Here is a 21,121-nt window from a genome sequence, read left to right as displayed (position 1 = left end):
CGAAAGCCATGAAAATCCTGATTGCAGGGGGCGGTATCGGCGGGCTGACAGCTGCGCTGGCCTTGACGCAATTCGGGCATGACGTGGTCGTGCTGGAGCAGGCCGAGGCGCTTGGCGAAGTCGGCGCGGGCCTGCAGATCAGCCCCAATGGCATGAAAGTGTTCGAAGCGCTCGGCATGTCCGACCGGATTGCGGCCAACGCCTTCCAGCCAGAGGGCATCGAGTTGCGCATGGGGCGAAGCGGACGTGTCGTGTTTGATATTCCGTTGGGCCTGAGCGCGGCTGACCGCTGGGGCGCGCCATACCTCCACCTGCATCGGGCCGATCTGGTTGATGCGCTGGCGGCTGAGCTGGCGGAGCGCGCGCCGGGGGCCGTGCGGTTTAACGCGAAGATCGCGTCCTACACGCAGGATGGCCAAAGCGTGACCGTCACGCTTGAGGACGGCACCCATGTCGATGGCAGCGTGCTGGTGGGCGCCGATGGCATCCATTCGGTTGTACGCGGGACAATGCTGGGGCCGGACAAGCCGCGCTTTACCGGCAATGTCGCCTGGCGTGCGGTGGTGCCGATTGAGCGGCTGGGCGATGACCTGCCGCCGCCGACGGCCTGCGCCTGGGTCGGCAAGGGGCGTCACGCCGTGACCTATCGGCTGCGCGGCGGGGCGCTGGCGAACTTTGTCGGCGTTGTGGAGCATGATGGCTGGCAGGTGGAATCATGGTCGGGCGAAGGGCAACGCGAGGATGCGTCGGCGGATTTTGCCGGCTGGCATCCTGTCATCTCCAATATGATCCGGCAGGCGGACGTGCTGAACCGCTGGGCACTGTTTGATCGCCCGGCCCTGCCGCGCTGGCATGATGGCCGCGTCGTGCTGTTGGGCGATGCCTGCCACCCGATGCTGCCTTTCCTGGCGCAGGGGGCTGTGATGGCGATTGAGGACGCATGGGTGCTGGCGGCGCGCCTTTCGGAAGGCGGCGACGTGACCCATGCGCTGGCGGCCTATGAGCGCGACCGGCGGGGGCGGACATCCGCCGTGCAAGCCGGAGCGCGCAACAACGCGAAACTGTTCCACCGGCACAACCCCGTCACGCAGCTGGCGACCTATGGACCGATGTGGCTGGCGGGCCGTGCGGCACCAAAATTTGTGCACGCGCGCAATGACTGGATCTATGGACATGATGTGACCGCCGGATTGCAGAACAAGCCCTTGCCTTGAGACGCAGGGGCGGGCAGGCATGGCGGCCCAGTGGCATCATGAGCGGACACAGCCATGCTTTCAGTTCTTGATCTCTTTCGCGTCGGTATCGGCCCGTCCAGCTCCCACACTGTGGGGCCGATCCGGATTGCGAACCGGTTTGCCGCCTCGCTGGCGGATGGGGATGTTCTGGGCAGTGTGGAGCGGATCGAGGTGGAGTTGCAGGGATCGCTGGCGCTGACCGGCGCGGGGCACGCGACGCCGAAGGCCGTGGTGCTGGGCCTGTTGCGGATGGAGCCGGAGACGCTGGACCCGAACAAGGCCGATGCGATGGTGGCCGACGTCTATACGGCCAAGGACCTCAGGCTGGCTGACGGGCGGGTGATTCCGTTCGATCCGGAGACGGATATTGTTTTCGCCTATCATGTGCTGCCGGACCTGCACCCGAACGGGATGAAGCTGAGCGCCTTTGCAGCCAATGGCGATGTGCTGGTGGAGGAGACGTATTACTCCGTTGGCGGCGGATTCATTGCGACAGCCAAGCAGCTGAGCACGCCGCCGGAAGACGACATTGTAAAGACCGGCAGTGATGTGCCCTATCCTTTCGGATCGGCGGCAGAGCTGCTGGGGATATGCGCCGACAAGGGCATGGCGATCCATGAAGTGATCCTGACGAATGAAGACGCGATGCGGCCGCGCGCGGAGACGGAAGCGGCGCTGGACCGGATTGCGGATGTGATGCTGGCCTGTATCGACCGGGGGCTTGTGCATGAGGGCATCCTGCCGGGCGGCTTGAAGGTGCGCCGCCGGGCACCGGAGATATGGGCGAAGCTGCAGGCCTCACCGCAATCGAATGAGCGCGAGCAGATATTCGACTGGCTAAACGCCTATGCAATGGCGGTGAATGAAGAGAATGCCGGCGGCGGGCAAGTGGTGACGGCGCCGACCAATGGCGCGGCGGGGATTATTCCGTCCGTGATCAGGCATTATTGCGCCGATGCGGAAGACCGCACGGTGCGGCTGCGCAAGTTCCTGCTGACGGCGGGCGGCGTGGGCCTCCTCTACAAGCAGCGCGCGTCGATCTCGGGCGCCGAGATGGGCTGCCAGGGTGAAGTGGGCGTGGCCTGTTCGATGGCGGCTGCCGGGTTGGCATCTGTGTGGGGCGGCACGCCGCAGCAGTGCGCCAATGCGGCCGAGATCGGCATGGAGCATAATCTGGGGCTGACGTGTGACCCCGTTGGTGGCCTCGTGCAGATCCCGTGCATCGAGCGCAATGCGATTGGTGCGGTGAAGGCGGTGAATGCCGCGCGCCTTGCGCTGCACTCGCTGGAGCAGACCAAGGTGTCGCTCGACCAGGTGATCGAAACGATGCGTCAGACGGGCATCGACATGTCGTCGAAGTACAAGGAGACCAGCCAGGGCGGGCTGGCCGTGAACGTCATCGAGTGCTGAGGCTCAGCCCTTGGTGAACATGCCTTTGAGGCCGCCGCTGGTGAGCATGGCGACGTCGCCAAGCGCGATGGGCAGGGAGAGACCGGCAGGCGCGGCGAGATAGAGCGGCTCCCACTCGGGCAGGAACTTCTTCTTGTAGTTCCTGAGGCCCTCAAAGCCGTAGATCTTGTTGGCATGCTCGTAGACGAATGCACCTAGCTTGGACGTGAGCGTAGCGAGGCGGTGGCCTTCGAGGCCGGAGAGCGGCGCCATGCCGAGGTCGAACGTCTCGGCGCCCTGCGCCTTGCCCCAGAGCATCAGTTCGATGAACAGGAAGTCCATCACGCCCTTTGGCGCGGCATGGCCATAGCGCATCAGGTCGATGGCGATTTCCGTGCCGTCGGAAGTGGACATCAGGTTGGCGAAGGCGACGATCTGGCCGTCACACCAGGCGACGCCCATGGGAAAGTTACGCAGGTAGTCCCGGTCGAACCGGCCGAGGGAAAAGCTTTTCTCCGCGCCGCCATGGATGGCGAGCCATTCGTCGGAAATGGTTGCGAGGTCTGGCAGGATATCGTCGCAGGCGTTGGCGGGGATGATCTCGAAACTGAGGCCATCGCGCAGGGCGCGCTTGTGGCTGGCGCGCAGGCCGGAGCGGGACGAGCCTTCGAGGGAGAAGTCCTGCAGCGGCACGAGCGCTGTCTCGCCGATCTTCTGGGCACTGAGGCCAAGGTCGAGCGCGAGGGGCAGGAATTCCTTCCGCACTGAATAGAAGACCGGCACGGCGCCATAGAGATCGGCCTGCTCGCGGAACTGCCATAGCAGGGGGCCGATTTCTTTCTGTTTGCCGACGGGGGCGCTCATGGCGATCCAGTGACGACCACGCACGCCGTACATGATGAAGCTTTCGCCGCTGGGGCTGAACAGGAACTGCTTGTCGTCGAGCAAGGCGAGCGCGCCATCCGCATAGCCTGTTTCCGCGCTGGCGAGGATTTCCGCGATCCGGCCGGGCGCAGGCGATTCGAGCGCGGTATCACGCTTGCGGATGGCGGGCTGCAGCCAACGCCAGAGCGATGCGAGCAGGAGCACGATGGGGATGCCGGCAGCGGCGCGCAGGAAGCGGGATGTCTGGCCCTTGATGGAGAAGGTCCACCAGAGTTCGTCGCGATAGGCGACATGTTCATAGGAGAAGAAGCCGAGCCAGATGGCCGCGCTGACGGCGCCAAGGATGGCGAGGATCCAGGGCAGTGTGAGGCGCGCCTGACTAAGCGGTGTCTTGCGATAGAAGGCCTTGCGTGAGGTGGCGAGCAGGCCGAGCGCTGCGAGCAGAATGATGGCCTCATGCGGTTGCGCGCCCTTCAGCAGGGTCAGCCCCGCGCCGAGGACCAGCAGAATCATGCCGATGGTCCAGGCATGGTCGAGCTTTTGGCGCAGGCCCAGCGCGACGATGAGGAGAAGCACGCCGACAATGGAGGCGAGGAAGTGCGACAGCTCGATCACCGGGAGGGGCAGGATACGCGAGGCCGCCTCCAATGGGCCTGCCAGCGTGGGTGTCGTCGCCGAGATCAGCATGAAGGCGCCAGAAAGGAAGGCGATCAGCGAGAACAGTGTTGGCGCGAAGAGTTCGGTCACGTCCTGCGCTGCGGCGGCGGCGCCTTTGATCTGCGCCCCGGCGTGACGGTACTGATGCACGGCCAGCAGGATGGCCGCCACGGCGAGCGGCATCAGGTAGTAGATGACGCGATAGGCAATCAGACTGGCGGCAAGGGCCTCGCTACTCCCGGCCGGAACCATCAGCAGGATGACGGCTTCGAACACCCCAACACCGCCCGGCAATCCGCTCATGCCACCGATGAACGTCGCGGCGACGAATATGGGAAGGAAGGCCAGAAAGGAGAGGCCAGTGTCTGGCGGCAGGACAGCGAAGAGAACGAGGCTCGCGCCCGCCCAATCGGCCATGCTGACCAGTAGCTGGCCGGTCGCCACGGGCAGGCCGGGCGGTGTGATCTCGTAGGAGCGTATGCGCCAAGTGCGGTTGGTGAACCGGGAGAGGACGAGGAAGGCCAGCACAAGGGCGAGGAAGACGATGCCTGCCAGGTGCGCGAGGATTGCCGGGATATGGAAAACGGACTCGAAACGGTCTGCTTCGACCAGCAGGCCGAGGCCTGCAAAGGCCAGCGCGCCGACATAGAGCGTCCCGCCTGTAACCACGGCAAGCAGGCCGACATCCTTCGCTGTCAGGCCCCAGCTGGAGTAGAGTCGGTAGCGAACGGCGCCGCCGGTCAGCAGAGGCATGCCCAGCGTGTTGGACAAGGCGTAGGACGTGAATGAGGCAAATGCCGTCTTCTGATAGGGGAGCGGCCTGCGCGCGTAGCGAAGCGCCAGCGTGTCGTAGCCTGAGACGCCGAGATAGCTGATCACGGTGCCCGCGAGCGCAAGCAGGACCTGGCCCGGTGTCAGGCCTCTCAGCTCGGCATAGATCTTGTGGACCGACATGTGCCGCAATTCTGTATGCACGGCGGCAATTGCCGCCACAAAGAGGAGCGCAACAAGAAGCAGCCCCAGTCGCCGTTTCCATGGCGAAAGGGCGATGACGGGCTCGTCTTCGAAATCAGCTTTCGTTTGTTCAGCCAACTTCCGGTGCTCCGTCTGTTTTCGTCTGTACCAGTTTTTCAAGGATCGCCAGTTGCGCGGCCTGTTGTTCCAAGAGGGCCGTCAGTTGATTCTGACGCATCTCGTCGAGCTTTTCATGAAGCTGGAGGATTTCCAGCTCGGCCTTGAGGTTCACTTCATAGTCATAGCCAGCCGCCGCACGGTCCTTCGTGGCCTGCCGGTTCTGAGACATCATGATGACCGGCGCCTGTATGGCGGCGACCATTGAGAGAATGAGATTCAGGAAAATGAAGGGGTAGGGATCGATTGCGCCGATCTTGCCCGCCGCCAGCAGCGTGTTGCCGCCGATCCAGATGACGAGCACCACGAAGAAGATGATGATGAAGGTCCATGAGCCGCCGAAGGCCGCGACCTTGTCGGCAAGGCGGTCGCCGAAGGACATGTCCTTATCGAGCATCTTGCTGACATTGCGGGATATCCGGCGCCGTTCGACAAAGCGCTCCAGTACACGGCGCTCGCGTTCGGTCAGATCCTCCGGCTTTGTGTGCAGAAATTGGCGCGCAAGCGTCGCGATATCCTTCATGCCGGTATTCCTTCCGTGGCGCGACCGATCCTATACGCCTATTTCGGACTGGTCATGCATCGCTTTATCGGGCGGAGATGTGCGGCTCCATGGCACCTGGATACGTGTCATGTAGCGAACTTCGCGGGCGATTCGGGCCGCGTGGTGTGGGTTGAGCAGGGATGTGTGCGTTTCGCCTTCGAGCGCAAAGAGGCGTCCGTAGCCTCCCTGATTCGAAACGGATTTGACGATACCCGCGTTTTCGCCGCCATCGGCCTCACGTGAAAAAACCGAAACCGGCGTGGTGACGGGAATGGATTGGTCGAAGCAGGCCGCCTCAGACTCGGTTGCCAGTACTTCGCCCAGTGCGGCCGTCCAGTGATCCGTCTTGCGAAAAAGGAACCGCTTCTCGAGCTTGCGCTCCTTGGGCAGGTCTATGTCGTCGCCGGTGAAGGGGGCGATCAGGTTGAGTGCGCCGATCTTCGAGGCCAACCGCCCCATTCGCAATAGCCCGGCAAAGGCCTTCAGCAGGCGCATGCCGCCCTTCCGGCGCAGGTTGGCGGGGTTCATCGCATCCACGAACACGCGGCCTGCGATCTCGTCCGGATGGAGGTTGGCGTAAGCATGAAGCCTCAGGCCCGCCATGGAGTGGCCGACCAGCACATAAGGTGGACGCGCGCCGAGCTCATCCAGCAGTCGCCGCAGGTCTGCGACATGGAATTCGGGGCTGAGGGGCGTGCCTTCGGGAGCCGGATCGCTCCAGTCCATGCCGGCGCGACCGTAAAGCACGACGCGATGATCGGCTTTCAGTGCCTCCTTGATCCACCAGCCATCGGTGTAGGAGCCAAACGCGCCATGATCGAAGACGACCCAGGGGGCATCGACGGGGCCTTCGACACAGACGTGCAGCCGCCGACCAGGCTCGACTTCGACAAGGTCAAAGGGGGCAAGCATAACGCAAGGTCTCCGAGGGAGGCTGGCTGTGGGAGGAGGAGGGCGGGTGAAGTAACGGTTTCCGGGCTTATATGGGCAAGCCCTCAACACCGAAACAGCTCGAGGCACATCCGTAGGTATATTTGAGCGTGTCGTGACAGTGATGACACGGCTGTAGCTTGCGGGAAGCAGCTGGTGGCCGGCATTGGCCTCGAGGTTGGTAAGGGGGGTGGCTCCGCGAGTAGGACTCGAACCTACGACCGGGCGATTAACAGTCGCCTGCTCTACCAACTGAGCTATCGCGGATCAGCCGAGAGCGGGTGAATAGCAGACCGATGGTCCGGTTCAAGCCCCAACATGCTGCTCCTGTCCAAAAACTTGTGTTCGGACAAAAAAATGGCGGAAGCTGAAAGCTCCCGCCGAGGCGTTGGGTGATGGTGGGTGTCTCCAAGAGAAGACATGCCCAAGATCGCCCGAATTGGTTAACGCGCCGTAAATGATTAACCAGCAAACGCGCAAAATTAGCGCAAGAATGCGTTAAGAATGATCCAAATCTGTGGATTGCGTCTGGAGGCTCCACCCGGAATCGAACCGGGGTGCGCGGATTTGCAATCCGCTGCGTCACCACTCCGCCATAGAGCCTGACCAGAGGCGCGTCACTAGCAAGCAAAAGGCAGGCTTTCAATCAGCGTTTTCACCACCCGTGCGTTTATCGCGCATTGCGTGGGGCGCGGCCCATGCTAAAGGGCGGTTATACGTCCGTTTTTACCAGAGGAAGGCGCGCGCCCATGAGCTTTGACGCAGCCCGCGAGATCATGGTGGATAGCCAGATCCGCCCGAATGATGTCTCCGATGCACCGATCGTTTCGGCTTTCCTGCGCACGCCGCGCGAGGCCTTTGTGCCGAACTCCCGCAAATCGGTGGCCTATTCCGAACTGGAAATCGCGACATCGCCGGGGCGTTCGCTGTGGATTCCGCGCGATACCGGCAAGCTGATCAAGTTGGCTGCGATTCGGCCGACCGATATTGTGCTCGTGATTGGGGCAGGGGCTGGCTATGAGGCTGCCCTTATCAGCCACCTGTCGGAAACCGTCATTGCGCTTGAGGAAACGACCGAGCTGGTAGACGCCATGTCGGAGCGCTTTGCGACGCTTGGCCTTGATCGTGCGGTGGCCGTTGAAGGCAATATCGCCGCAGGCCTGCCGGACCAGGCGCCGTTTGACGTTATTTATGTGTGCGGCATGGTCGAAACCGTTCCGGACGCGTGGACCGCTCAACTGGCTGATGGCGGACGCCTCGCGACCGTTGTCATGGAGCGCGAAGGCCTTGGGCGTGGCAAAGTGTTCACGAAGGCGGGCGACACGGTTGCGGCGCGTGACGGCTTTGACGCCTTCCCGCCCAAGTTCGAGCAGTTCAATCGCAAGCAGGCCTTCGTTTTTTAAAGTCAGACTGCGCTGATTGCCCGCATCATAAGAATTATTCTCAGCGTTTAAGACTCCCGAAAAGTGAACAGTGTTCACTATATCTTCGGGCGTCGCTATATGATGCTGCTGAAACCGGGTTATCAAGGAGCTCAGGATGCGTGTGAAGTATCGTTGCCTTATGGGTGCGGCGGTCGTTGCGATGATTGCCGGAAGCTCTGCTACGGCGGAAACGCTGGATCAGGCAATCGCCTCGGCCTTTGCGACAAACCCCCAGCTCGACATCCAGCGATATGAGACCGACGTGGCGCGTGAGAGCCTTGCGCAAGCCCGCTCAGGCGGCCGCGCGACGCTGAATGTCGTCGGCAGTGCCGGTTACGAATATGTCGATACGACGTCGCCGTTTGCCTTCGGACTTGGTGACCGTCCGATTGCCAACGCGCAGGTCCAGGCCGTGCAGCCGCTCTATACGGGTGGGCGTGTCAGCGCCGGCATTCGGCAGGCAAAGGCTGGCATCAGCGCCGCGAAGTCGCAATATGATGCTGCCCAGCAGGACATGATTCTCCAGGTCGTGACCGCCTATGTCGACGTGCGCCGCGACCGTGAGGCGGTTACGATTCGCAAGAACAATGTCGATGTTACGGGCGAGCAGGTCCGCGCCGCCGATGACCGATTCGAAGTCGGGGTTGTCACGCGGACGGATGTTTCGCTCTCCAATGCGCGCCTTGAAGGTGCACGTGCCGCGCTGGCTGGCGCCGAAGCGCAGCTTGAGGCCAGCGAAGCCAATTACCAGTTCCTCACCAGCCTGAAGCCGGGCGACCTGCCGCCACCACCGCCACTGCCGCCTCTGCCGCGCTCCATTGATGAGGCGGTGAAGATTGCGCTTGATGGCAATCCGGATATCCAAGCCGCGCGTCATTCCGAGCGCGCTGCAAGCGAAGCGATCTCGGTTGCAAAATCGCAGTACCGGCCACAGATCAGCATCGTTGGCACTGCTGGCGTCGATTCGACCTATGGTGATCCGGAGCAGCGCAATACAAGCGTTTCTGCCGTTGCTCAGGGCCGAATCCCGATTCTTTCAGGTGGCCTGATCAAGAGCCAGGTCAGTGAAGCGCGTCTGCGCCGCGACCAGGCGCGCCAGCAGATCGACCTGCTTGAACGCCAGGTCCGCGCACAGATCGCACAGGCCTGGTATGGCTACGATGCGTCGCTGCGCTCGATCGAAGCGTCTCGCCGTCAGGTGGATGCCGCCGAGATCGCCTATGACGGTGCGAAGGAAGAACTCGCCGTCGGCGTGCGCACGACTCTCGACGTTCTGGACCAGGAGCAGCAACTGTTTGAGGCGCGACTCGCGCTGGTACAGTCCGAGCGTGATGCCTATGTCGCAGCGTTTCGACTTCTGCGTGCGGCTGGCGAGCTGGACAAGCCTGTTCCCACTGGCGCCGCGCCGGAAATCGAATAAGGTTAACATCGTCAAGCGGTTGTTAACTGATACATCTTATCCATTAACCTGTACTGATTCTGATGGGTAAAGAGTAAGGGGCTGACATGGCCAACGAAGCGCACAAGGAACCGACGATGGAGGAAATCCTCGCGTCGATCCGCAAGATAATCTCAGAGGACGATGCCACGACGGCCCGCCGTCCCGGTGCGCCGACTCCTGTTCGCGAGGAAGCGGTCGAGGAAGAGGATGATGGCGGTTTTTCCGACATGGCGTTCGATCCGGTTGAGGAAGATGTCGATGAGGGCATCTTCGAGGCCGAGGAAGACGACACGTTCGTGCTGGAAGAGCCGGAGCAAGTCGCAGAGGAAAGCGAGCCGGAGCCTGCTGATTCGTTTGAGGATCTGCTCATGGCCGCTCGCTCTGTCGAAGAGCCTGAGCCAGCTCCGACCTTCCGTCATGAACCCGAACCGGAGCCGGAACCCATCCCGGAACCAGCCCCCCGTCAAAAAGCCTATGCTCCTGTGGAGAATGAAATGCCCGCCAGCGCCCGCTACCAGCAGACCGTCCTGACCGACGACTCAACGTCCGATGCCGCCGCCGGCGCACTCGGCAAGCTGATCTCCAAAATGGATTTCGGCGGCGACAACACGATTGAGGGTCTCGTCCGCGAACTGCTCAAGCCGATGATCAAGGACTGGCTCGACGCCAACCTGCCCGGCATTGTCGAGGAAAAGGTCGAAGCGGAAGTACAGCGCATCGCCCGCATGGCGCGCTAGCCTCTCCCGCCAAAATGTTTATAGGGAAGGGCGCGCTGCCACCGGCGCGCCCTTTTCTTTTGTCCTGGAATACGCCTGACCCATGCTCGACCAACGATTTGACCCCGCCGAAGCCGAAACACGCCTCTACAAGGCCTGGGAGGCACGCGGATGCTTCAAGCCTTCGGGCGATACAAGTGCGCAAGCCTATTCCATCGTCATCCCGCCACCGAACGTTACCGGCGTGCTGCACATGGGCCATGCGCTGAACAATACGCTGCAGGACGTGCTGGTCCGCTTCGAGCGGATGCGTGGCAAGAACGTGCTCTGGCAGGCAGGCACCGACCATGCGGGCATTGCCACGCAGATGGTTGTCGAGCGCCAGCTGGCCGAAGCTGGCAATGAAAGCCGCCGCGAGATGGGGCGTGATGCCTTCGTGGACCGCGTCTGGGCGTGGAAAGAGGAATCCGGCGGCGCCATTGTTGGCCAGCTGAAGCGCCTTGGCGCCTCGTGCGACTGGTCTCGCCTCGCCTTCACGATGGGTGACCGGGCCGAGCCCGACAACAACATGATGCGCGCCGTCACCAAAGTGTTCGTCGAGCTTTACAAGAAGGGCCTGATCTATCGCGACAAGCGCCTCGTGAACTGGGACCCGCATTTCCAGACCGCGATCTCGGACCTCGAAGTCGACCAGCGCGAAGTCAACGGCCATTACTGGCACCTGCGCTATCCACTGGCGGACGGCGTGACCTACCTGCACCCGGTCAAGGACGAAGACGGCAACGTCACCGGATCTGAGATGCGTGACTATATCGTGGTCGCCACCTCGCGCCCTGAAACCATGCTCGGCGATACGGGCGTGGCCGTTCACCCGGAAGACGCGCGCTATGCGGGCCTTGTGGGCAAGTACGTGGAGCTGCCGATTGTCGGCCGCCGCGTGCCGATCATCGCGGACGACTATGCGAACCCTGAAAAAGGCTCCGGCGCGGTGAAGATCACGCCGGCGCATGATTTCAACGACTTTGAAGTCGGGAAGCGCGCGGGGCATACGCCGCTGAACATCCTGAACGCCACGGCGCACATCGTTGATGGCGCTGAGGGGGACGCAGCCGGCATTCCGGCGGACTATCGCGGCCTTGATCGCTTTGATGCGCGCAAGAAAGTGGTCGAGGCGTTCGAGGCGCTGGAACTGCTGCAGGAAATCGAGAACCTCAAGATCGAACAGCCCTTCGGCGACCGGTCCAACGTGGTGATCGAGCCGTGGATGACCGACCAGTGGTATGTCGACGCCAAGACCATGGCCCAGCCCGCCATCGCGGCCGTGAAAGAGGGCAAGACCCGCTTCGTGCCCGAGAACTGGGAAAAGACCTATTACAACTGGATGGACAACATCCAGCCCTGGTGTGTCAGCCGACAGCTCTGGTGGGGACATCGGATTCCGGCCTGGTTTGGTGACGACAGCAAAATCTACGTCGCTTATTCGGAAGAAGAAGCTCAGCAACAGGCCGGTAAAGGTGTGAAGCTGAAACAGGACGAAGACGTCCTCGACACATGGTTCTCGTCCGCACTCTGGCCGTTCTCGACCATGGGTTGGCCGGACAAGACGCCTGAGCTGGACGCATTTTATCCCACCGCCACGCTCGTCACCGCCTTTGACATCATCTTCTTCTGGGTTGCCCGGATGATGATGATGGGCATCGAGTTCATGGGCGAAGTTCCGTTCAAGGATGTCTATATCCACGCCCTCGTCCTCGACGAGAAGGGCCAGAAGATGTCCAAGTCCAAGGGCAACGTCATGGACCCGCTGGAACTGGTGAACGAATACGGCGCCGATGCGCTGCGCTTCACCATGGGCCGCATGGCCGGTCAGGGGCGCAACATTCGCCTCTCGAAACAGGCCGTCGAAAGCAACCGCAATTTCGCGACCAAGCTTTGGAACGCGGCGCGCTTTGCCGAGATGAACGAATGCGGCGCACCGGGCGAGATCGACTTTGCCAAGGTGACGAGCCCCGTGAACCGCTGGGTTCTGGGCGAGCTTGCCGCGTGCGAGGCCGAGGCCACGAAAGCTATTGAAGAATACCGCTTCAATGATGCGGCTGGCGCGCTCTACAAGTTCATCTGGAACGTGCTCTGCGACTGGTATCTCGAACTCATCAAGCCGCTGCTGATGGGCATGGACGACACGGCCAAGCAGGAGACGCGCGACGTGTGCGGCTATGTGCTCGACGAGACGCTGAAGCTGCTGCACCCGTTCATGCCGTTCGTGACGGAAGAATTGTGGGAGCGCCGCGCCGCGGGCCGCGTGGACGAACAGGGTTTCCTCATGCTCCAGTCCTGGCCGGAATATGACATCGCGCGCGATGCCGAAGCCGACGACGAGATCCAGTGGGTGATCGACCTGATCACGGAAGTGCGCTCGCTGCGCAATGATCTCGGCGTGCCGGCTGGCTCGAAGATTCCGCTGTCGCTGGTCAATGCTGGCCCGGTCATTGAGGATCGCGCTTACCGTCACGAAGATATCCTCAAACGCATCGCGCGCCTTGAAGACATTGTTGTCAGTGAGTCGGTTCCGGATGGCGCCGTGTCGACGGTTGTGGGCGAAACGGTTGTGGCGCTCGGTATTGCCGATCAGATCGACGTGGCTGAGGCGCGCAAGCGGCTCGACAAGGAGATCGGCCAGCTCGACAAGGACATCATGTCGACCGAGAAGAAGCTCGGCAACGAGGCCTTCGTTTCGAAGGCGCCGCCCGAGATCGTGGAAGAGAACCGCGAGCGTATCGTCGACTGGACGGGCCGCCGCGAAAAGCTCAAGGCCGCCCGTAAAAGCCTTGAAGACCTGTAGGTAATCAGTCCATCCTGCCTTCAGAAAACTGGAGGCGGCGATGACACTGAAATCCCTGACGATCCTGGCGGGCGCTGGCCTGTTCCTGGCAGCGTGTGCAACTCCGGTTGAACCTGAGCCTGTTGCTGTCCCTGAATGGCATCTCGCGATCCATGGCGGCGCAGGCGTGATCTTGCGCGAGAACATGATGGCTGAAGAAGAAGCTGCCTATACTGCGGGTCTCAACGCGGCCCTCGAAGCCGGGGCAGCCGTGCTGCGCGAGGGCGGTAGCGCGGTGGACGCGGTGCAGGCCGCTGTCATTCCGATGGAAGACAATCCGCTGTTCAATGCGGGTTATGGCGCTGTGTTTGCGGCCAATGGCACGCATGAGCTGGACGCCTCTATCATGGACGGGCGAGACCGTGACGCGGGCGCCGTTGCGGGCGTCATGCGCGTGAAGAACCCGATCCTTGCGGCGCGCGCCGTGATGGACGAGTCCGAGCATGTCATGTTCGCCGGGCCGGCGGCGGACCAGTTTGCGGATGTGCAGGGGCTGGAAATGGTCCTGAACTCGTATTTCGACACAGACCGCAGGCGTGAAGCGCTGGACCGACTGCTTGAGGCGCGTGAGGGCAAACCGCTCGCCGCACTGCGCACGGATGAAGAGCGCTTCGGGACTGTTGGCGCAGTCGCCATGGATAGCGCAGGCAATCTGGCGGCGGCGACCACGACTGGCGGCATGACGGCCAAAGCGCCGGGCCGGGTGGGCGATGCGCCGCTGATCGGTGCGGCGACCTATGCCGAGAACGGCGTCTGCGCCGTGTCAGCCACAGGGCATGGCGAGTATTTCATCCGCGTCGGCGTCGCCAAGACGATCTGCGACCGGGTGAAATTAGGGGATGAAAGTGTCGGCACGGCTGCGGGTGTGGCGCTTGGCGAAGTCGCAGCGCTAGGCGGCGACGGCGGCGTGATCGTCATCGACGGCGCCGGGAATGTGGATTTCGTTTTCAACTCGGCCGGCATGTATCGCGGCGAGATCAGTCCATCGGGATCATCGACAGCCATATTCCGTGCGCCGGTTGAGGTGGAACAATAGATGCAGACGCGAAACGACGACCTATGACGGACCAGACACCTGACCTTCCCGACGGCGAGCCGCCCCGGGTGGACCCCGAGATCACGGTGGCCCTTGCCGACCTGCCAGCTGGCTTTCAGCACTTCGGACAGGTCTTTCAGGATGAGATTCGCCCTGCATTGCAGGCGCGTGAAGGCGATAGATTGGCGGCCGTCGGCAAGGCGCGACAGGCGCGTTACGTTGGCGGGGCGATCGGGGTAATCGGCGTTCTGGTTGGGCTCTTCGTGGCGAAGATGCCCTTCGTTGCTTTTATCGCGGCCATTGTCGGCTTCGGCTATGTCTGGTGGGGCTCGCGGGACATCACAAAGCTTGCCAAGGAGGCCAAGACGCTGCTGGTCACGCCGGTCGCGCGTCAGTTCGAGCTCAGCTTCAATGCCGATCCGGGGCAGGTGGACGCGATCCACAAGCACCGGGAAATCGGGCTCGTGCCGAGCTGGGACAGGGCCAGCTATGAGGATCTCGTCACCGGCGCGCGCAAGGGCGTGGAGTTCGAACTGTTCGAGGCGCACCTGGAAGAACGCCGCCAGACAACCGATTCCAAGGGACGTTCGCAGACGCGCTGGGTCACCGTCTTCAAGGGCCAGTGCCTGCGCTTTGAATTCGACAAGGTTTTCTACGGTCGCACGCTGGTGACGCGCGATGCCGGTTTCTTCAACCGATTCGGTGGCGGCAAGGGCATGCAGCGGGCTAGCCTTGAGGATCCTGTCTTCGAGAAGATCTTCGAAGTCTATACGACCGATCAGGTCGAGAGCCGCTACCTGCTGACGCCGGACCTGATGCAAAAGCTGGTCGACATGGAAGAGGCGTTCCATGGCGGCAAGCTGAAATGCTGCTTCGATGGCGGCGACATGTTCATCACGCTGCAGGGCGGCAACCTGTTCGAACCTGGCACCATGTTCAAGCGGCTGGATGACCCGGACCGGGTGTGCGAGCTGCTCAGCGACTTCGCGGCCGTGTTCAACATTATCGACTCGGTCGTGGCCAACCGCCGCGCCCAGGATCCGCGCGCGGGCGGCTGACGGTGGACCGATCAGGCCAGATGAGTTGCAGCCGTGTTCGCCACGCCATCGGAGTCCATAGGCAGGGCAGGGACAGTGAAGGCTGCCAGCATCGCAATGGGCAGGATCAATGTCCATTTCGGTGCCCAGCGAGCGCGGCTGAGATCAGCCGGTATTTCGAGCGGGGCGACCAGTTGATCAAGCGTAACGGCAACGTCCAGTGCGGGGCGTTGTGTGGTGGTTTGTGGGTTCAAGGCGGTCATTGGTCTGTCTCCTGAATAGCTCGCTATGTGAGCGAACAATCACAAAATCGCCTCTGAATACGGCAAAAGTGTGGCCAAGTGAGCGATTGATCATTTTTAATCTTTGGGCGTTCGGCGGGCTTTGGAATGGGGCGAACGTTGCCCCAATTGAGGCCAGTGTGTGACGGCTTTATTCAGGTTTGCTTCAGCCGCTATCGGGCATTAGGCAGGATATTGAAGAAGGGCCCCGCCATGATCCGTTTGCTCCTTGCCTCGCTCGCTGTGGCCGTCGCAATGCCGGCGGCTGCAGATACGCTCTCGCCGAAACAGGTTGAGCGCTGCAAGGCCATGCAGGTGACGTTGGCACCGAAGAAGGCTGAGCTGGAAGCCGCGACGGCCAACCGGGACGCGCTGGCGGCCAAGGCTGAGGCGCTTGGCGACAGCTATGAGGATGCACAAATCGTGCGCCTGGCTTCGGCGTTCAACGCCAAGGCCGCCGATTCCGCCAAGGCCGAATTCGATGCTGCCAAGCGGGCTTTCGCGCAGGCGGAGTTCGCTTTGCAGGCCAATGCGCGGCAGTACAATCAGGACGTGGCTGACTACAACCAGTCTTGCACGCCTAAAAAATAGGCATCAGTCCTGAAAAGTGCCGATCACGGGCACATGGTCTGAAGGTTTTTCCAGCTCGCGCGCCTTGCTGTAAATCTCGACGCCGCTGAGCCTGTCTGCCGCCTGTGGCGAGCAGAGAAGATGGTCAATGCGGATGCCGTGATCCTTGGGGAAGGCGCCGCCCTGATAGTCCCAGAACGTGTACTGGTGCGCGCGGCCGTCGCACATGTCGAACACATCAGTCAGGCCGAGATTGCGCAGGCGCCGGAAGGCTTGCCTCGTTTCAGGCAGGGCAAGGGCATCATCCGCCCAGACCGTCTCGTCCCAGCTGTCATCAATGCCCGGGATGACGTTGTAGTCGCCGCAGAGGACAAAGGCCTCTTCCTGCTTCAGCAGCTGACGCGCATGGCCCTCAAGCGCCTCCATCCATTCAAGTTTATAGTCATATTTCACGCCGGGCGCAGGGTTGCCATTGGGCAGGTAGATCGCGCCGACGCGGATTGGCGTCTCCGCCATGACCAGCGCCTCGATATAGCGCGACTGGTCGTCCTCAAGGGTCGAAAGGCCCTTCTGGACATCATCCAGCGGGTATTTCGAGAGGATAGCAACGCCATTGTAGGATTTCTGCCCGTGAACGGCGCAGGTCCAGCCCAGTTCCTCAAGCTCCATATAGGGAAAGCCGTCAGTCTCACACTTGAGTTCCTGAAGGCAGACGACGTCACATTCGATTGCGCCCAGCACTTCCAGAACAGTGGAAAGGCGGGCCTTGATCGAGTTGACATTCCAGGTCGCGATACGCATGCCACTTCCTTTAACAGCTTCGCCCCATTGTTCCAGCAGGAACGGAGCGCTATGCTGCAATGCGAAACACCTAATCAGGAGGCCCCAATGGGCTCAGTCGGACCTCTCCAGATCGTTCTCGTCATCGTGGTGGCATTGCTGCTGTTCGGCGGCCGTGGGCGGATTTCTTCCATCATGGGCGATATGGCCAAGGGTGTGAAATCTTTCCGCAAGGGTCTTTCGGATGATGATGAGCCCAAGGCTGTCGACAAGGACGACCTTGTTGATGTGACCCCGAAGAAGAAAGACGAGTCGAAAGTCTCGTCATAGTGTTCCTGGTGGAGGGCGCATAATGCTGCCCGGCGTCGGATTTTCCGAACTCCTTGTCCTGGCCCTTGCGGCGCTCATTATCGTGGGCCCGAAGGATTTGCCTTTGATGATGCGCAAGGTCGGCCAGATGGTCGGCAAGGGCCGCGCCATGGCACGTGAATTCCAGGCCGCCTTTGAAGACATTGCCCGCCAGAGCGAGCTGGAAGAGCTGCGCAAGGAAATCGAAGACCTCAAGCGCACCAACATGATGACCGAAGCGCAGGCCGACCTCGCCAATATGGAAGGCGAGATCAATTCCGCCGTTATGAAGAAGACCATGGCCGAGGAAAAGGCTGCCGCTGAGGCAGCCGCAAAGCCTGCTGCACCCGCCCCCGAAACGGCCGAGGCCACGGCAGACACCGCATCGCCTGAAGCGCCTGCGCCCAAGTCCAAGGACGATGCTGCGTGAACACCACCCCGCCCAAGGACGAACAGCCTGAAATCCTGGATGATGAAGTTGAGGCGAGCCGCGCCCCGCTGCTCGAACACCTGACCGAGCTGCGCACACGCCTGATCATCTCGCTGAGCGTGCTTGGTATTGCCTCGCTCGGCTGTTTCTTCGTCGCCCAGCCAATCTATGACTTCCTGCTCGCGCCCTTCGCCGCCAAGGCCGAAGCGCTGCGCGGCGCACCGCTGGAGCTGATCTTCACGGCGCCGATGGAATTTTTCTTCGCCAAGGTGAAGCTCGCTCTGTTTGCAGGCATCTTCCTGTCCTTCCCGGTTATCGCCTGGCAGATATACGCCTTCGTCGCGCCTGGCCTCTACAAGAACGAGCGCGGGGCCTTCTGGCCCTTCCTCGTCTTTGCGCCGCTGCTGTTCACTGCCGGTGCGGCCTTCGTCTACGTGCTGATGCTGCCCATGCTGGCGCGCTTCTCAATCTCGCAGGAGCAGATCAATAGCGGCGTGGCGACGATCAAGCTGCTGCCCAAAGTTTCGGAATACCTGTCGCTGGTGATGGCGCTGATGTTGGCCTTCGGCATCTCGTTCCAGCTGCCGGTGATCCTCACGCTGCTGGCCAAGATCGGCATCATCACGGCGCAGACGCTGATCAGTGGCCGCAAGTATGCCATCGTGATCATTCTCCTCTTCTCGGCCGTGTTCACGCCGCCGGATATCATTTCCCAGCTCCTGCTAACGGGACCTGTCTATCTCCTGTATGAGATCTCGATTTTCTGCGTGAAACTGATCGAGAAGAAGCAGGCTGAACTGGACGCCGACTCACCCGCTGAATAGTTAATTTTGGTGCGGTGCACGGTTGCTTTCCGGCGTCGGATGTAGAACATCTGTCACTCGCTCAGTCCGCGAATCAGGGAGAAACCCTTTTGTCACGCGTTAACAGCGTCCTGCTTGTCGACTTCGACAATATCCACGCTGCGACGGGCGAGGCCTTCACTGAAAAAGTCGCTAACTGGGTTCTCTGGCTGGAGGATGGCGCGCTGTCGCACCGCCAGAAACGCCGCAAGTTCCTGAGCAAACGCGTCTATTGGAACCTGCAGCACGATGTGCACAGGCAGACATTCGAGGCCGCGGGCTTTGAGGCTTTCAACTGCCGTGCCTTTGCGAAGAACAAGATCAGTTCCGGCAAGAGTTCGGCCGATATCGTGCTGACAATGGATGCCGTCCAGATGACCGATCGGCTTAAGAACGTTCAAGAAATCATCGTCCTGACGACCGACTCAGATTTCGTGCCTGTGGTGAATCGCATCCAGTCTCCCCGTTTGCGTGTCGTCGCGGGCGGCAAGGAAACCGACCCCACTTACGAGCTTTACAGCCAGCATGCCGATGCGGTGATCCATATGTCGGCCCTGAAGGCCGCGTGTGAGTATGAGCGCACCAAGCGCAAATGGTATCGCTTCCGCAGTCCGCCGCCCGAAGTGCCCGAACCGCGCCTGGTTCAGGAGCGACGTTCGCCCCTGATGATGAGGGTGCGCAGTGCCGTGCGTGACGAGATGGATTCGCGCAGCGAAGAGCCCCGACCGGAAGACGAGCACCCGCATCTGACACGCGCTGCGGAACTCGTCATGCAGCTCGGCGCACGTACGCCCGATCAACCCATCGCGCGCGAGAAGATCATCAAGGCCCTCGGGGCCATCCCGGATTTCACGCCGACGCCGCAAAAGGGCAAACCGGCCTGGTTCGGCCTGCGCAATTTCGCCGTGATGATGATGCGCCTGCGCGCGCTTGAGCCCTGCATTGAGGTGCGCCCGCAAAAGCGTAACGGCACGCAGGTCATCTGCCGCATGCCTGACAAGGCGGTGAAGTCGGCCGTGACACAGGCCGAAGCCCGCGCCTGAGACCGTTTCGAACAGTGGACGCCGCGCGCCGCGCGCATTAGAGCGGGTGGCAAAGCCAACTCAGGACTGATCCATGTTCGATATCCGCGCCATCCGAGACAATCCGGACGCTTTCCGCGCCGCCTGGAACCGCCGCAAGCCGGGCCTTGGCGACTCGGTCGACGAAATCCTCCGGCACGACTCGGCGCTGCGCAAAGCGGTGACCGACAAGCAGGATGCCGAGAAGGTCCGCAACGAGAATTCCAAGCTCATCGGCCGCGCCAAGGCCGAGAAGAATGAGGACGAAGCCGCCCGCCTGATGGCACTGGTTGCGGAGGCCAAGAGCACGATTGAAACGGCCGGCGAACAGGAAGCCGCCGCCAAGGCGCTGCTCGACGACTTGCTGATGGGCTTGCCCAACTTGCCGCTGGCCGAGGTGCCGCTCGGCAGTGATGAAGAGGGCAATGAAGAACAGCATCGCTGGGGCGAACCGAAACGCATCAACAACCCTAAAGACCACGCCGATCTTGGCGAGGCGCTGAAGAGCGATCTCGGCTTCTCGCAGATGGATTTCGACAGCGCCGTGAAAATGAGCGGCGCCCGCTTCGTCGCGTTGCGCGGCAAGCTGGCCCGCATGGAACGTGCGCTGGCCGCATTCATGCTCGACCTGCAGACGGAGGAGCATGGCTATGAGGAAGTAAGCCCGCCACTGTTGGTGCGGGACGAGGCGCTTTTTGGAACTGGGCAATTGCCGAAGTTCAAAGAGGATTTATTCAACGCTTCTAGCGTTGTGGATATTGATACTTGGAAAAGAGGCGCAGAAATTAAGCTGAAAGTCGGCAACTTGAATGATGTTGCCAGCGTGAGCGAAGTATTGAGCGACATTACCGAACAGCTGAACAATCGTGATGTCCGTTGGCTCATCCCCACCGCCGAAGTGCCGCTCACGAACCTCGTGCGCGAGCAAATCCTCGACGCCTCCCGTCTCCCGCTCCGCTTCACCGCGCATACGCCGTGCTTCCGCTCAGAAGCGGGCAGCGCGGGGCGCGATACGAAGGGCATGATCCGGCTGCACCAGTTCAACAAGGTCGAACTCGTTTCCATCGTGGAGAATGAAGAGGCGGGCCTCGCAGAGCTGGAACGCATGACCGGCTGTGCCGAGGAAGTGCTCAAACGCCTGAACCTGCCGTTCCGCCGCATGCTGCTCTGCACCGGCGACATGGGGGCAGGGGCCCGCAAGACCTATGACCTCGAAGTCTGGATCCCCAGCCAGAACACCTATCGCGAGATCAGCTCGTGCTCCTATTGCGGCGACTTCCAGGCCCGCCGCATGGATGCGCGCTTCCGCAAGGAAGCCGGCGCGAAGCCTGAATTCGTCCACACGCTCAACGGTTCCGGCCTCGCCGTCGGCCGCACGCTGGTCGCCGTGATCGAGAACTACCAGAACGAAGACGGCTCCATCACGGTGCCGGACGTGCTGCGGCCCTACATGGGCGGGCTGGAGGTGATCGCAGCGTCATAGAGTTCCCCCCTCCGACTCCT

The 21,121-nt window shown here is 61.6% G+C and carries 19 protein-coding genes and 2 tRNA genes; 14 read left to right on the top strand and 7 right to left on the bottom strand.

Annotated features, from left to right (window positions below):
- Positions 1-8: 8 nt before the first annotated feature.
- The gene (locus HOC_RS07505; RefSeq protein WP_035537188.1) at positions 9-1,214 is read left to right on the top strand and encodes an FAD-dependent monooxygenase; all 1,206 of its coding nucleotides are present in this window, start codon (positions 9-11) and stop codon (positions 1,212-1,214) included.
- Positions 1,215-1,268: 54 nt separating this feature from the next.
- Complete coding sequence (locus HOC_RS07500; protein ID WP_035537187.1) at positions 1,269-2,645, top strand: L-serine ammonia-lyase; 1,377 nt, start codon at positions 1,269-1,271, stop codon at positions 2,643-2,645.
- Between the two features lie 3 nt (positions 2,646-2,648).
- On the opposite strand, the gene mprF is transcribed toward HOC_RS07500, so the two are convergent.
- The 5 genes from mprF to HOC_RS07475 all read right to left on the bottom strand — a co-directional run bounded on the left by mprF (position 2,649) and on the right by HOC_RS07475 (position 7,374).
- On the bottom strand, positions 2,649-5,258 hold the full coding sequence (mprF, locus tag HOC_RS07495) for a bifunctional lysylphosphatidylglycerol flippase/synthetase MprF (RefSeq protein ID WP_051624628.1): 2,610 nt from the start codon (positions 5,256-5,258) through the stop codon (positions 2,649-2,651).
- Positions 5,251-5,820 carry a DUF1003 domain-containing protein gene (locus HOC_RS07490; RefSeq protein ID WP_035537186.1) on the bottom strand — a complete coding sequence of 190 codons (570 nt, stop codon included), beginning with the start codon at positions 5,818-5,820 and terminating at the stop codon, positions 5,251-5,253. Before HOC_RS07490 ends, mprF begins: the two co-directional genes overlap by 8 nt.
- A 30-nt stretch (positions 5,821-5,850) precedes the next feature.
- The gene (locus tag HOC_RS21130; protein ID WP_051624627.1) at positions 5,851-6,753 is read right to left on the bottom strand and encodes an alpha/beta fold hydrolase; all 903 of its coding nucleotides are present in this window, start codon (positions 6,751-6,753) and stop codon (positions 5,851-5,853) included.
- 209 nt (positions 6,754-6,962) lie between these two features.
- Positions 6,963-7,038: transfer RNA gene (locus HOC_RS07480), tRNA-Asn, on the bottom strand.
- A gap of 262 nt (positions 7,039-7,300) precedes the next feature.
- Positions 7,301-7,374: transfer RNA gene (locus HOC_RS07475), tRNA-Cys, on the bottom strand.
- A 146-nt stretch (positions 7,375-7,520) separates the two neighbouring features.
- Between HOC_RS07475 and HOC_RS07470 the strand changes: the two genes are divergently transcribed.
- The 6 genes from HOC_RS07470 (at position 7,521) to HOC_RS07445 (ending at position 15,327) form a co-directional block, all read left to right on the top strand.
- Entirely contained in the window at positions 7,521-8,174 is a 654-nt protein-coding gene (locus HOC_RS07470; RefSeq protein ID WP_035537185.1) for a protein-L-isoaspartate O-methyltransferase family protein, read from the top strand.
- Between the two features lie 136 nt (positions 8,175-8,310).
- A complete protein-coding gene (locus HOC_RS07465; RefSeq protein WP_084146198.1) occupies positions 8,311-9,615 on the top strand; it encodes a TolC family outer membrane protein in 1,305 nt (434 codons plus the stop codon).
- A gap of 86 nt (positions 9,616-9,701) precedes the next feature.
- Positions 9,702-10,373 (top strand): DUF2497 domain-containing protein, encoded by a 672-nt coding sequence (locus HOC_RS07460; RefSeq protein WP_035537184.1) that lies wholly within the window; start codon positions 9,702-9,704, stop codon positions 10,371-10,373.
- Between the two features lie 82 nt (positions 10,374-10,455).
- A complete protein-coding gene (locus tag HOC_RS07455; RefSeq protein WP_035537183.1) occupies positions 10,456-13,194 on the top strand; it encodes a valine--tRNA ligase in 2,739 nt (912 codons plus the stop codon).
- A 40-nt stretch (positions 13,195-13,234) separates the two neighbouring features.
- Entirely contained in the window at positions 13,235-14,269 is a 1,035-nt protein-coding gene (locus tag HOC_RS07450) for an isoaspartyl peptidase/L-asparaginase family protein (protein WP_035537181.1), read from the top strand.
- A 23-nt stretch (positions 14,270-14,292) separates the two neighbouring features.
- Positions 14,293-15,327, top strand: a complete 1,035-nt coding sequence (locus HOC_RS07445; RefSeq protein WP_051624625.1) for a DUF3137 domain-containing protein — start codon at positions 14,293-14,295, stop codon at positions 15,325-15,327.
- An 11-nt stretch (positions 15,328-15,338) separates the two neighbouring features.
- Here the strand turns inward: HOC_RS07445 and HOC_RS07440 are convergent, their stop codons facing one another.
- A complete protein-coding gene (locus tag HOC_RS07440; RefSeq protein ID WP_035537180.1) occupies positions 15,339-15,569 on the bottom strand; it encodes a hypothetical protein in 231 nt (76 codons plus the stop codon).
- Between the two features lie 231 nt (positions 15,570-15,800).
- On the opposite strand from HOC_RS07440, the gene HOC_RS07435 reads away from it, so the two are divergent.
- On the top strand, positions 15,801-16,178 hold the full coding sequence (locus tag HOC_RS07435; protein WP_035537179.1) for a hypothetical protein: 378 nt from the start codon (positions 15,801-15,803) through the stop codon (positions 16,176-16,178).
- A 3-nt stretch (positions 16,179-16,181) separates the two neighbouring features.
- On the opposite strand, the gene xth is transcribed toward HOC_RS07435, so the two are convergent.
- Complete coding sequence (gene xth, locus HOC_RS07430) at positions 16,182-16,958, bottom strand: exodeoxyribonuclease III (protein WP_035537178.1); 777 nt, start codon at positions 16,956-16,958, stop codon at positions 16,182-16,184.
- Between the two features lie 87 nt (positions 16,959-17,045).
- Here xth and HOC_RS07425 point away from each other — a divergent pair, with 87 nt between their 5' ends.
- From HOC_RS07425 to serS, 5 genes are all read left to right on the top strand, one after another.
- Positions 17,046-17,267, top strand: a complete 222-nt coding sequence (locus tag HOC_RS07425; RefSeq protein WP_035537177.1) for a twin-arginine translocase TatA/TatE family subunit — start codon at positions 17,046-17,048, stop codon at positions 17,265-17,267.
- Positions 17,268-17,289: 22 nt separating this feature from the next.
- Positions 17,290-17,715: a Sec-independent protein translocase protein TatB gene (tatB, locus tag HOC_RS07420; RefSeq protein WP_051624624.1), complete on the top strand. Its 426-nt coding sequence runs from the start codon at positions 17,290-17,292 to the stop codon at positions 17,713-17,715.
- A complete protein-coding gene (gene tatC / locus HOC_RS07415) occupies positions 17,712-18,539 on the top strand; it encodes a twin-arginine translocase subunit TatC (protein ID WP_035537176.1) in 828 nt (275 codons plus the stop codon). Before tatB ends, tatC begins: the two co-directional genes overlap by 4 nt.
- Before the next feature lie 89 nt (positions 18,540-18,628).
- Positions 18,629-19,600 carry an NYN domain-containing protein gene (locus tag HOC_RS07410; RefSeq protein WP_035537174.1) on the top strand — a complete coding sequence of 324 codons (972 nt, stop codon included), beginning with the start codon at positions 18,629-18,631 and terminating at the stop codon, positions 19,598-19,600.
- Positions 19,601-19,673: 73 nt separating this feature from the next.
- Positions 19,674-21,101, top strand: coding sequence for a serine--tRNA ligase (gene serS / locus HOC_RS07405; RefSeq protein WP_035537173.1), 1,428 nt, complete (start codon positions 19,674-19,676; stop codon positions 21,099-21,101).
- Positions 21,102-21,121: the final 20 nt, after the last annotated feature.

The organism is Hyphomonas oceanitis SCH89, assembly GCF_000685295.1.
In the GTDB taxonomy this organism is placed as follows: Bacteria; Pseudomonadota; Alphaproteobacteria; order Caulobacterales; family Hyphomonadaceae; genus Hyphomonas; species Hyphomonas oceanitis.
This window is presented reverse-complemented; position numbering and strand designations above follow the sequence as displayed.

Coding starts and splice junctions, on each gene's coding strand:
- HOC_RS07505 (WP_035537188.1), top strand. CDS start 9: ATGAAAATCCTGATTGCAGGGGGCGGTATCGGCGGGCTGACAGCTGCG.
- HOC_RS07500 (WP_035537187.1), top strand. CDS start 1,269: ATGCTTTCAGTTCTTGATCTCTTTCGCGTCGGTATCGGCCCGTCCAGC.
- HOC_RS07490 (WP_035537186.1), bottom strand. CDS start 5,820: ATGAAGGATATCGCGACGCTTGCGCGCCAATTTCTGCACACAAAGCCG.
- HOC_RS21130 (WP_051624627.1), bottom strand. CDS start 6,753: ATGCTTGCCCCCTTTGACCTTGTCGAAGTCGAGCCTGGTCGGCGGCTG.
- HOC_RS07470 (WP_035537185.1), top strand. CDS start 7,521: ATGAGCTTTGACGCAGCCCGCGAGATCATGGTGGATAGCCAGATCCGC.
- HOC_RS07465 (WP_084146198.1), top strand. CDS start 8,311: ATGCGTGTGAAGTATCGTTGCCTTATGGGTGCGGCGGTCGTTGCGATG.
- HOC_RS07460 (WP_035537184.1), top strand. CDS start 9,702: ATGGCCAACGAAGCGCACAAGGAACCGACGATGGAGGAAATCCTCGCG.
- HOC_RS07455 (WP_035537183.1), top strand. CDS start 10,456: ATGCTCGACCAACGATTTGACCCCGCCGAAGCCGAAACACGCCTCTAC.
- HOC_RS07450 (WP_035537181.1), top strand. CDS start 13,235: ATGACACTGAAATCCCTGACGATCCTGGCGGGCGCTGGCCTGTTCCTG.
- HOC_RS07445 (WP_051624625.1), top strand. CDS start 14,293: ATGACGGACCAGACACCTGACCTTCCCGACGGCGAGCCGCCCCGGGTG.
- HOC_RS07440 (WP_035537180.1), bottom strand. CDS start 15,569: ATGACCGCCTTGAACCCACAAACCACCACACAACGCCCCGCACTGGAC.
- HOC_RS07435 (WP_035537179.1), top strand. CDS start 15,801: ATGATCCGTTTGCTCCTTGCCTCGCTCGCTGTGGCCGTCGCAATGCCG.
- xth (WP_035537178.1), bottom strand. CDS start 16,958: ATGCGTATCGCGACCTGGAATGTCAACTCGATCAAGGCCCGCCTTTCC.
- HOC_RS07425 (WP_035537177.1), top strand. CDS start 17,046: ATGGGCTCAGTCGGACCTCTCCAGATCGTTCTCGTCATCGTGGTGGCA.
- tatB (WP_051624624.1), top strand. CDS start 17,290: ATGCTGCCCGGCGTCGGATTTTCCGAACTCCTTGTCCTGGCCCTTGCG.
- serS (WP_035537173.1), top strand. CDS start 19,674: ATGTTCGATATCCGCGCCATCCGAGACAATCCGGACGCTTTCCGCGCC.